The organism is Acidobacteriota bacterium, from assembly GCA_016196035.1.
Classification (GTDB): Bacteria; Acidobacteriota; Blastocatellia; order RBC074; family RBC074; genus JACPYM01.
This window is the reverse complement of the sequence record JACPYM010000103.1, coordinates 1-10950: the sequence shown is the minus strand read 5'-3', so window position 1 is coordinate 10950 and position 10950 is coordinate 1. Positions and strand designations below refer to the sequence as shown.

Genomic DNA, 10950 nt, shown 5'->3' with positions numbered 1-10950 from the left:
GCGCCGCTTGCTCACGCGCGCGGTACTGTCCCGCTTGCGCGGCTTTTGCCATACACCGAAGTGAAAACCGATCTAAGGTCCGTCCTACTAGAGTTAAAGCAGGATTTGCTTGGCTCCCAATTGGCGCGCGATGGCTTCGGCTTGTTCGCCCAGGTGCGGCGGCATTTTGACGGCGACGAGATACCCGTCGCTGGCGAGTTCCTGCATTTTGTCCGTGGCGGCTTTGGGCAAGGGCTTGGCTTGCGCGGCGGCGAAGGCGTTCATGGTCGTACTCAGGAGCGCGCCCGTCATGCTGCCGAGCAAGGCGCCTGCAAGGACGAAGAGCACCGCGTGCGCGGGCAACCCTTGAAGCTGGCTGAATTTCAACGGCCCCGCTTCATACAAGCCGAGGCCCATGAGCAAGAATAGAGCGCTGCCGGCGATGGCCCCGGTCACGGCATTGCGAGCATGCGGCGAAAGCGGGGTATGTGCGGCAGGCGGCAAATTGGCGGCGCGCAACTGATCATTCAATTCGACGTGCACGATGCTGGCGTCTTCGGTTTCGACGCCAAGCGCGTGCAAGCGTTCGAGCAATTCGTGAATGCGCTCTTCGGTTTCATAGAGCGCCACGAGCCACAGGCTTTCGCGATGCGCGCCTGTTACGGAACCGGGTTGTGTAGGTGACTCGATCATTGTCTTAATAGCCGCGTCTTCAGCGCTGTGGGGTAGGACGAACTTTACTGCGCGCGGTGACGCATCGTAGCGCAAATGACTTGCGGTTTGAAAGGATCGCTTGGAAATCCGGCTTCGCGCCGCGTTTTTACGGAGAAGTGAGGTATGCAGAAAATGATTCATAAAGTTGCCAGTTGGGCATTGCTGGCTGGGCTGTTATTGAATGGCGCGCCCTTACGCGCGGCGACAAGCGCGGACAAACAGCCCGCCGTCAAAGTGACGACGGGTCCCTCCGCTGTGGATGAGTTGCTGGCGTTGTTGCCCGTCTCGGATGTGGTGGCGGTGATTGATGCACAGCGTGCGTTTGCTGAATTGCTGCCTTTGCTGAAGAACATCTCGACGGGCGGCATCGGCAAAACGGCGGCTGATGTTGAAACTTTCGCTAAGCTGGCAGGCGTCGAGCCGAAACAGATCCAAGCCGCCGTGCTCGGTGTGAAGATGACCGAGACGCTTTCGCGCGGCAGCGGCGTGCTGTTGTTACAAGGCGTGGAATTGGACGGTGCGAAAATGACCGAGGCCGTCAAAGCGCTGGGCGGGGAATTGCAAACGACCGAATACAACGGCAAATCGCTCTTTACCATCAGCCGCAAACGCGGGCCGAATGAAGGCCCGGAACTGACGCAGTTTGCCTTGCTTGGTAACAAACGTTTGGCGATTGGCGATCTGCCCGCGCTCAAATCCGTGCTTGATGGCGGCGCGAAAGGGAGCCAGGCCGCGCTCGGTCAAACCCTGAAAGAAGCGAAAACCACGGGGCTGGTGCGCTTCGCCGGGAACTTGCCGGAAGGTTTGCGCACGATGTTGGCCAGTCAGGGCGAACTCTTCGAACAGGTCGCGGCAGTCAAAACGATCTTCGGCTCATTGGATCTCAACGCGGACAATTCCGCGATTCTGACGGCCCGCCTGCGCACCGCTTCGACCAACGCTGCCGGGCAGTTGAAAGAGAGCTTGAACGGTTTGGTTGCGCTGGGCAAAGTCTTCCTCAGCGGCAATGAAGACGCCACCATGAAGCTTTACGGCCAACTGTTGGAGCAGGTCAAACTCGGCGTCGAAGCGAGCGACGTCTCGTTGCTGTTGCAGTTGCCGAAAGAATTGATGGACAAGCTGAAGTGATTACGGATTGCGGATTGCGGATTGTCCGGTTTGTTTAGGTAAAAGCAAAGGCTGGCGCTTTCAATTAAAAACGCCAGCCTTGTTCATTTTGTGTTGAGGCGTGAAATCCGTAATCCGCAATCCGCACTCAGCCGTCCCACCGAAACCGCTGTTCACGCCAAGGATCGCCATTCATGTGATAACCGCCGTCTTCCCAATACCCGGCGCGGTCTTGTGCGACAAATTCAATTGCCCGAATCCACTTGGCGCTCTTCCAGGCGTACAGTTGCGGCACGAGCGCACGCACCGGGCCGCCGTGTTCCAGCGAGATCGGCCGACCGTCGTGTTGGTCGGCCAGCAAGGAGTCTTCGGCCAGAAACATCTCGCTGGGTAGATTCGTCGTCCAGCCGTTGTCGTAAGCGTGCAGCACGACGAAACGCGCCGCCGGTTGCACGCCGCAGCGTTCGGCAAAGGTGCGCATCGCGACGCCCTCCCACAGATTTCCCAGGCGCGACCAGCGCGTAACGCAATGAAAGTCCGAAAAGACTTTGACGCGCGGCAATTGCTGAAACTCTGTGAGCGAAAATGCAGCGGGTCTTTCGACTAGGCCGAAGACTTCCAGCTTCCATGTGGCGAGATTCAGTTGGGGCGGGCCATAGGCGTCCAGCACAGGCCATTTGCGCGTGCGTGATTGGCCGGGCGGGATGCGATTGGCGCGGCGCGTGTCGGGGCTGATGATGACCTGGGCGGGTTGGGTGTCGGGTGTCAGCGGCTCGCCCTTTTGAAACTTGTCGTCGGCGGACGGCCCCAATGGCCCAGGCAGGTTGCCCAAGAAATCCTCCAGTAAACCCATGCTCACTCCTTCGCAAAAAAGCTGTGCCGTGCGATAACCAATCAAAAGCGCAGCCTGAAAGCCGTTAATTTGACACTCCCGGCTTCGCCCCATAGAATCCCAAAGTTTCAGCGGGAGCACCGAAACGCAGTATACCCACAAAGCAGAAAGATCATGCAACGCCAAGCCTTTGACACCCTCGAATTCGCCCAGCTTAAAGCCGTTTTGCTGCAACGGATTCGCACGCCGCTCGGCGTTGCGTTGGCGGAAGCCTTGCAGATTTCCACCGATGCCGCCGAGATCGTGCGCGAGCTGCGCCGCACCAGCGAGGGCGTGACCTATCTGCGCGAAGGCACGGCGCTGGATTTGACCGACTTGCCCGATCCGCGCCCGGCGCTGGGCAAGCTTGGCATCGCCGATGTCAACCTGGAACCGGTCGAAATCCTCAACGTCTTCCGCCTGATTTCAATTGCGCTCGGTTTGCGCGAGACGTTTCGTTATGACGAACGCACGGGCGGCGCGGATTTGTATCCGCTGATTCGCGCCATCACCGACCGCGTGCCGAATTTGCGCTCCGTCTATCAACGCTTGCGCACGCGCATTTCGCCGACCGGCGAGATCGAAGATTTCGCCAGCCCGGAATTGCGCGAGGTGCGCTACCAACTGTCGCGCACGCGCGAGACTTTGCAACGCAAGCTGGAAAGCATTCTCAAAAAGGCGGACGAATCGCACGCGCTGCGCGATGACTTCGTTACTATCCGCAACGAACGCTTCGTTATTCCCATTCGCAATGACAATCGCGGCGCGGTGCAGGGCGTCGTGCACGGGATGTCTTCGTCAGGCCAGACCGCCTTTGTCGAACCGCTCGAAACCATCGAGCTGAACAACGACCTGGTGCGGCTGCGCGAGATCGAACAGACCGAAATCATCAAGGTCTTGTTCCAGATCACCGAAGAATTGCGCGCTGAACGCGAGTCGTTAGAGGCGATGGCCGAAGCCGTCGCCCAAGTGGATTTCATCGCCGCCAAGGCGCGGCTGGCGTTGGATCAAAAAGCGGTCGAGCCGACAATTAATCATTCAGGCGATCGGGCGGGCCGCTTGCATCTGAAAGACGCGCGCCATCCGTTGCTCGAAGCGAATCTGAAGGCGCTGAATCTGCCCCTCGTCCCGCTCTCGCTGGAATTGGATGCCGCCCAGCGCGTGATGGTCATTAGCGGCCCGAATGCGGGCGGCAAAACCGTTGTTTTGAAAACGGTCGGCTTGCTCTCGTTGATGGCGCAAGCGGGCTTGCACGTGCCAGCGGTCGAAGCCGATTTGCCGATCTTTAACCAAGTGCACGCGGACATCGGCGATCACCAGTCCATTGCGGCGAACCTTTCGACCTTCACCGCGCATTTGCAGAACATCCGCAACATCAGCGAAGAATTGGACGCGCCCGCCCTGATATTGCTTGACGAAGTCGGCACCGGCACCGACCCGGAGGAAGGCTCTGCGCTGGGCGTGGCGATGGTGGATTATTTTAACGAACGCGGCGCACACGTCATCGTCACGACGCATTACAGCGGGTTGAAGGTTTACGCGACCACTACGCCAGGCGTGCTCAACGCCAGCGTAGAGTTTGATGAAAAGACGTTGAAGCCGACCTATCATTTGCTGACGGGATTGGCCGGTTCTTCGTCAGGCATCGAGATCGCGCGCCGGTTTGGCTTGCCCAAGGCGATTACTGATAGGGCCGCAGAGCGCGTCAAAACCGCGAGCGCCGATGCGACCGAGTTTTTGCGCAAGTTGAAAGAACAGCACGACCAGCAACGCCAAGTTGGTGCGGCGTTGGAAGAAGAGCGCGCGGCGGTGGCCCAAAAGTACGCGCGATTGGAACTCGACTTCCTCAAACGCGAACGCGAGCGCGAGAAAGAGTTCAAGGCCGAATTGCAAAAAGTCGTGGCCGATTTCACCGCCAAGGCTGAGCAATTAGCCGCCAAGATCGAAGATGAAAGCCAAGCGCGCAAAGTTCGCCGCGAGATCGAACGCCGCACCGTCGAGATGAAAGCGGCGGTCACGACGGCGGCGCGCCACTTGAAAGTCGAAGTCGCAGCCGAACCGGCTAATGCGGGCGCAGAAACTCCGGCAGCACCCGCGTTGATCGAAACGCTCGACTTTCATATCGGTGACCGCGTCAAAGTGCTCTCGCTCGGTCAAGACGCCGTGGTCGAGGCGGTCAGCGACGACATCGTCAGCGTTCAGGTTGGGGCTTTACGCTTCCGTGAACAGCCCGAAAACTTGCGGCTGATCGAACGCAAACAGGCTTCAAAGGCAGCCAAAGCTTCGATGAGCGGTCTGCCCAAAGGCGTTTCGGTTTCGCTTAACGAACAGCGCGCCGAGGTGCGCAACGAACTCAACATCATCGGCAAAACCGTCAACGAAGCGACCGACGAGGCCGACAAGTTCCTGGATGCGGCGTATTTGAACAATCACGAGCGCATCCGCATCGTGCACGGCACTGGCATGGGCATTCTGAAACGCGCCATCGCTGATTTATTGAGCGATCATCCGCACGTAGCGAAGTTTTATCCGGCTCCGCCAAATGAGGGTGGCGGAGGAGCGACGGTAGTAGAGTTAAAGAAATAGCTTCAGCCAAGGAGACTTAACGATGGATCAAGAGCAGGTTGAACGGAATATTGCCTTTATCATCGAACAACAGGCCAAGTTTTGGACTGACATAGAAGCCTTGAAACAAGCGCGGAAAGAGCCTGACCCGCGTATCGAACGACGGCTCAACCGGTTGGAGCGCGTGTTTCTGTTAGGTGTGGGGGCAGGGCGCCGTGAACGACGCGCCCGGCATGATTTGGACGCCAAAATCAACGCGTTGATTGATGCGCAGATCAAAAGGGAAGATGAGGATCGGCAGTCCAGGCAGAAGTTCGAGGCAGCAATGGCGGCGCTGGCCGAGACTCAAGCTAGAAGGGGAGAAGACGACCGGCAAGCCAAACAGGAGTTTGAGACTAAGATGACGGCTTTGGAGGCCAAGCTGGTGGCTCTGGCTGAATCGCACGCTAAGACCGAAGAGGTGATGCGGCAATCGCACGCTAAGACCGAAGAGGTGTTTCAGCAATCGCGGCGCGAAACTGAGGAGATGTTTCAGCAATCGCGGCGCGAAACTGCGGAGATGTTTCAGCAATCGCGGCGCGAAGCCGAGGTTGCCAATCTGGAATCGCAACGGCGCTTTGACCAACGCATGGATGCCATTGCTGTTGCCAATTCGCAATTGACGTTAGCAATGGCAGAGCTTACGCGGGCGCTCGCTTCCACCAGCACCCGCGTAGATGCTTTGAGCGCAGGGTAAAGCAGTAAGCATGCGCATCCCAAAAGGATTTAGCGACGAATTACGCAATCAGGCCGACATCGTCAAAATCGTCGGTGATTACCTCGCGCTGAAAAAGAAGGGGAATAATTATTGGGCCTGCTGCCCCTTTCATGGTGAGAAGACGCCCAGTTTCAGCGTCAATGCGAACAAGGGCTTTTTCAAATGCTTCGGCTGCGGCAAGGCGGGCGATGTCTTCCGTTTCGTGATGGAAATCGAGGGCGCGTCCTTCCCCGAAGCGGTCAAGACAGTAGCCGAAAAAGCAGGCGTCAGTTTGCCGGTCTTTGAAGAGTCGAAGGAGTTTGAAGAGCGCGACCGGTTTCGCGCCGAGCTGCAACAGCTCAACCAATGGGCGGTCGAGTTCTTTGAACAAAGCCTGACCGAGACGGGCGAAGGACGGCGCGGGCTGGCCTATCTGGAACAGCGTGGCGTGCAAGAAGCGACGCGCAAGATGTTCAAGCTGGGCTACGCGCCGAACAGTTGGGATGCGCTGACGGGTTATTTGAAAGGCAAAGGCGCCACAGTCACACAGGTCGAACGCAGCGGCTTGGTCAGTCTGAAAGAGTCTGGCGGATTTTACGATAAATTTCGCGGACGGTTGATGTTTCCCATCTGCGATGCGCAAGGCCGCGTAGTCGCGTTTGGCGGGCGCATTTTGGGGGAAGGCGAGCCGAAGTATTTGAATTCGCCCGAAACGGCGCTTTACACCAAAGGGCAGCATCTGTTCGGGTTGAGCCACGCGCGCGAGGCTATTCGTCAGCGTGGTTTTGCGATCCTGGTCGAAGGCTATTTGGATTTTTTGATCCCGTATCAGGCGGGTGTCAAAAACTTGGTGGCGAGTTTGGGAACAGCGCTGACCGAGCAGCAGGTGCGCTTGTTGGGGCGTTATGCCCAAAAGATCATTGTCAATTTCGACCCGGATGCGGCGGGCGTGAACGCCACCAAGCGCAGCTTGGAACTATTACTGGGACAGGGTTTTAAGGTCAACGTGCTGACGCTACCGGACAACTTGGACCCGGACGAGTTCATCAGAGCGCGCGGCGCAGAGAGTTACAATCAACTGCTCAAGACGTCGCAATCGTTCCTTGATTACATTGTTGAACAGGCTGTTGGCACACATGATCAAACGCGACCGGCGGGTAAAATCGAAACGGTCAACGCGATCTTGCCGTACTTGCGATTGGTCAATGACAAGCTCGAACGCTCTGAACAGATCGTGCGCATCGCTGACCGGTTGAGAATTGATAGCAAGCTGCTTCGCGAAGAGTTCAAAAAGGCCGCCGAGACCAAACAGGAGCGCGTGAGCGACCGCGCTTTACGCGAGGCTTCTCAAAGTGGCGCGGTTAAACCGGCGGAGCAGAAGTTGCTAGAGGTTTTGTTGAATCGCGCGCCTTTGCGGCGGCGTCTATTGCAACAATTACGGGAAGAGGATTTCGTGGGCTTACGCACCGAAAGACTTTTCCGGCTGATCTTTGAGTTTGAGCAAAAAAACATTGAGTTGAATTACGCGGAAATCACGCATGTGTTAATGGAAGGCACGGCGGGGAGTGAAGACGCGGATGAGGCGCTCGCGCGGGATTTGTTGCCGCGACTGTGGACATTAGAGGAAGCCGTCACCGATCCGAACGATATGACCGCGTTGAAAGCGTGGTGGCGCGAAGCGGCTGAGAGCTTACACAGCTTACGTTGCGAGCGGCTGGCCGAAAAACAGGCCGCCCTGCAAATGGAAATCAATCAGGCCCAACGCGCCAACGATGCCCAACGGCTCAATGAATTGATGATGCATAAATTTGAACTCGCCAAACGCGAACGGGCGTTGGCCAATTGGAGTCCCAGCGAAGCGTAACGAACACGGCAAATATCGCCACCGACTTGAATGTCACTCACGCTATCGCCGCAGGGATTTCCAATCCGGTTTTGGGCCGAACCCGCTCAACTGACGCGAGAATTGAGAGAGAGAAAAGGAGTGTTCTTTCTGCCGCAACAGCATACCCGGTTGTTTGCCAGAAGTTTGCCAGAAGTTTGGTGGACGCGCTGCGGCGAAAGGAGAAGGCAAATTGGACGAAAAGTACACCGATGATGTGCAAAAGCTGCTGGACATGGGCAAGGACAAACAGTTCCTGACCTATGACGATATTAACCAGGAGCTACCCGAAGGCCCGGTCTCAGCCGACGACATCGAAGACATTTTTGCCCTGCTAGGCGGCGAAGGCATTGCCATCGCCGATTCGCAGGAGCAATTCTTCGAGAACGCCGCCTCACAGGCCGGCATGGACAAGAAAATTGACGAGGGTGATGAGCCGGAGCCTGAGCTAGACCTCTCGCCCGGCGCCCTCGACAAAACCAACGACCCCGTGCGCCTTTACCTGCGCGAAATGGGTGTCGTACCGCTGCTCACGCGCGAAGGCGAAGTCGCCATCGCCAAACGCATCGAACGCGGCAAAATCCGCGCGCAAAAATCCATCTCGCGTTCGCCCGTGGCCATCGCCGAACTGCTCAAGATCGGCGAAGAACTGGTCAATGGCGAACTCGGCATCCGCGAGATCGTCACCTTCACCGAGCAGGAAGGCATCACCGAGGAAAAGATCGAGGAGTATCACAACTACACGGTCGAAACCATCGGCGAGATTCACAAGGCCTTCAAGAAGACCTACACCGCCTACGAGAAAATGCTGCTCGAGCCGAAACGCTCGCCCAAGCTGCCCAAAATGCGGCGCAAGCTGGCGCGGCAACGCATCGAACTCTCGCATCTCGTGCGGCTGCTCGAATTCACCTTTGCGATTGAAGAGCGGCTGGTGCTGGCGATGCGCTTGGCCGCGACCGAAGTCCGGCAGGCCGAAAACGAGATCGAAAAGCTCCAGAAAGCCCTCGAACGCAAGCGCAAAGAGGAAGAAATCAAGGAGATGGAGAAGCGCGTTCGCGCGGCCAAGAAGCATTTCACCACCCTGGAAGAAAAGCATCGTGCTTCGGCCACCGAGATCAAACGCGCCTTCCAAAACTGGAAAACCGGCGAAGCCGCCGCGCAACAGGCCAAGACCGAACTGGTCGAAGCCAACCTGCGCCTCGTGGTTTCGATTGCCAAGAAATACACCAATCGCGGTCTGCAATTCCTCGACCTGATTCAGGAAGGCAATATCGGCCTGATGAAAGCCGTGGACAAATTCGAGTACCGGCGCGGTTACAAGTTCTCGACCTACGCGACGTGGTGGATTCGCCAGGCCATCACCCGCGCCATCGCCGATCAGGCGCGCACCATCCGCATCCCGGTGCACATGATCGAAACGATCAACAAACTAATCCGGACGTCACGCGCCCTGGTGCAGGAACTCGGACGCGAGCCAACCAGCGAAGAGATCGCCAAGAAGATGGACATCCCGCCCTCCAAAGTCCGCAAGGTCTTGAAGATTGCGCAGGAACCCATCTCGCTCGAAACGCCCATCGGTGAAGAAGAAGATTCGCATCTCGGCGATTTCATCGAAGACAAGACCATCGCCAACCCGGCGGAATCGGTCATCAACATCAACCTCCGCGAAATCACGGAAGAAGTGTTGAAGACCCTCACGCCACGTGAAGAGAAGGTCATCAAGATGCGTTTTGGGTTAGGCCCGAACGGCAGCGAACACACGCTGGAAGAAGTCGGCCAGCATTTCGCCGTCACCCGCGAACGCATCCGTCAGATTGAGGCGAAGGCGTTGCGCAAATTGCGTCACCCGTCGCGGTCGCGGAAGTTGAAAGCATTTTTGGAAAGCGGCAGGCCGTAAGCAACGAGGAGTAGCACAATGCCTCATGCACGAATTCCCAGCGGCGAAATCGCCAAACGCGGTCAGTTGCTTTACGAGCAGCGGATTCGCAGCGCGGTGGAAACAAACCACCAAGGTGAGTTTCTCGTGCTTGATGTCGAAACTGGTGAATACGAGATAGACGCCAGTGAGTTGGCAGCTTGGCAACGGGCGAAGGAAAAAGCTCAGGAAGGCGCCTTCTATTTTTTGCGTATAGGCTTTCCCGCTGCTTACTGGCTGTGAAAAGCGTTAGGCTCGTTGCGGTGAAGCGAGGACGGCCATAACAAAAACTCGAACTCAAACTAAAGAGCGTCGGATTGTTCCTGGCGCTCTTTTCTTTTTGCCAGCACTTGCTGTTTAATCCTGCCGTCCTGTAACCACAGCAAACAGTCATCAACTCTGAACGTCCAGAAACGCTATGTCGTCGAACTCTCGCAATCAGCCCTCCCGTAGTGGCGCATCCATTCCCTCTAACAACGCTGTAAAACGCGGGTCATCCCGAATCCAATCAAAATCGGGATCGCGGCCCACCCATTCCATGTCTTCGTCGCCGTTTTCTAGCGCCTTGCGGAGCAAAGCCAGCGCCTCATCTGTTTCGCCCGCAATCGCAGCGAAGCACGCCCGGCTATATTCACTTTCTTCAGCCAACAACGGGCGCGCAAGTTCAATCTGCTGCTCATATTCAGCAGTCTGTCCGAGTTTGCGATAACACGCCGCGAGACCCATGAGAGAGACCGCGTCTTCTGGGTCTAATTTGATGGCGTCGCAATAATCGGCCAACGCCTCTTCGTACTTGCCCATCAACCGATAGGTCTCTCCGCGACTCGCGATTGCCCAATCATACTTCTCATCGAGTGCGATGGCGCCCGTGAAGTCGGCCAGCGCCTCTTCGTACTTGTCCATCTTCCGATAGGTCTCTCCGCGTTGCATGATTGTCCAGGCATCTTTCTCATCGAGTGCGATGGCGCGCGTGAAGTCGGCCAGTGCCTCCGCGTGCTTGCCCATCCCCTGATAGGTTAATCCGCGCCGCCAAACATACTTCTCATCGAGTGCGATGGCGCGCGTGAAGTCGGCCAGCGCCTCTTCGTACTTGTCCATCTTCCGATAGGTCTCTCCGCGTTGCATGATTGTCCAGGCATCTTTCTCATCGAGTGCGATGGCGCGCGTGAAGTCGGCCAGTG

9 protein-coding genes are annotated in these 10950 nt (G+C 57.2%); 6 read left to right on the top strand and 3 right to left on the bottom strand.

Features of this window, described 5'->3' with window-relative positions:
• Window positions 1-93: 93 nt before the first annotated feature.
• A complete protein-coding gene (locus HY011_29310) occupies window positions 94-672 on the bottom strand; it encodes a hypothetical protein (protein MBI3427047.1) in 579 nt (192 codons plus the stop codon).
• Window positions 673-816: 144 nt separating this feature from the next.
• On the opposite strand from HY011_29310, the gene HY011_29305 reads away from it, so the two are divergent.
• Window positions 817-1821, top strand: a complete 1005-nt coding sequence (locus HY011_29305; protein MBI3427046.1) for a hypothetical protein — start codon at window positions 817-819, stop codon at window positions 1819-1821.
• 127 nt (window positions 1822-1948) lie between these two features.
• Here the strand turns inward: HY011_29305 and HY011_29300 are convergent, their stop codons facing one another.
• Window positions 1949-2653, bottom strand: a complete 705-nt coding sequence (locus HY011_29300; GenBank protein ID MBI3427045.1) for a sulfite oxidase-like oxidoreductase — start codon at window positions 2651-2653, stop codon at window positions 1949-1951.
• 153 nt (window positions 2654-2806) lie between these two features.
• Between HY011_29300 and HY011_29295 the strand changes: the two genes are divergently transcribed.
• From HY011_29295 to HY011_29275, 5 genes are all read left to right on the top strand, one after another.
• Window positions 2807-5257, top strand: a complete 2451-nt coding sequence (locus HY011_29295) for an endonuclease MutS2 (GenBank protein ID MBI3427044.1) — start codon at window positions 2807-2809, stop codon at window positions 5255-5257.
• Between the two features lie 22 nt (window positions 5258-5279).
• Complete coding sequence (locus HY011_29290) at window positions 5280-5972, top strand: hypothetical protein (protein ID MBI3427043.1); 693 nt, start codon at window positions 5280-5282, stop codon at window positions 5970-5972.
• Window positions 5973-5982: 10 nt separating this feature from the next.
• A complete protein-coding gene (locus HY011_29285) occupies window positions 5983-7836 on the top strand; it encodes a DNA primase (GenBank protein ID MBI3427042.1) in 1854 nt (617 codons plus the stop codon).
• 211 nt (window positions 7837-8047) lie between these two features.
• Window positions 8048-9751: an RNA polymerase sigma factor RpoD gene (rpoD, locus tag HY011_29280; GenBank protein ID MBI3427041.1), complete on the top strand. Its 1704-nt coding sequence runs from the start codon at window positions 8048-8050 to the stop codon at window positions 9749-9751.
• Between the two features lie 18 nt (window positions 9752-9769).
• Complete coding sequence (locus HY011_29275; protein ID MBI3427040.1) at window positions 9770-10012, top strand: hypothetical protein; 243 nt, start codon at window positions 9770-9772, stop codon at window positions 10010-10012.
• A 195-nt stretch (window positions 10013-10207) separates the two neighbouring features.
• Here the strand turns inward: HY011_29275 and HY011_29270 are convergent.
• On the bottom strand, window positions 10208-10950 hold a 743-nt coding region (locus HY011_29270; GenBank protein ID MBI3427039.1), incomplete at its 5' end, for a tetratricopeptide repeat protein.

Bases quoted from the DNA above. Each gene is read 5' to 3' on its own strand.
- HY011_29285 (MBI3427042.1), top strand. From the start codon at position 5,983: ATGCGCATCCCAAAAGGATTTAGCGACGAATTACGCAATCAGGCCGAC.
- HY011_29275 (MBI3427040.1), top strand. From the start codon at position 9,770: ATGCCTCATGCACGAATTCCCAGCGGCGAAATCGCCAAACGCGGTCAG.
- HY011_29300 (MBI3427045.1), bottom strand. From the start codon at position 2,653: ATGGGTTTACTGGAGGATTTCTTGGGCAACCTGCCTGGGCCATTGGGG.
- HY011_29295 (MBI3427044.1), top strand. From the start codon at position 2,807: ATGCAACGCCAAGCCTTTGACACCCTCGAATTCGCCCAGCTTAAAGCC.
- HY011_29290 (MBI3427043.1), top strand. From the start codon at position 5,280: ATGGATCAAGAGCAGGTTGAACGGAATATTGCCTTTATCATCGAACAA.
- HY011_29310 (MBI3427047.1), bottom strand. From the start codon at position 672: ATGATCGAGTCACCTACACAACCCGGTTCCGTAACAGGCGCGCATCGC.
- HY011_29305 (MBI3427046.1), top strand. From the start codon at position 817: ATGCAGAAAATGATTCATAAAGTTGCCAGTTGGGCATTGCTGGCTGGG.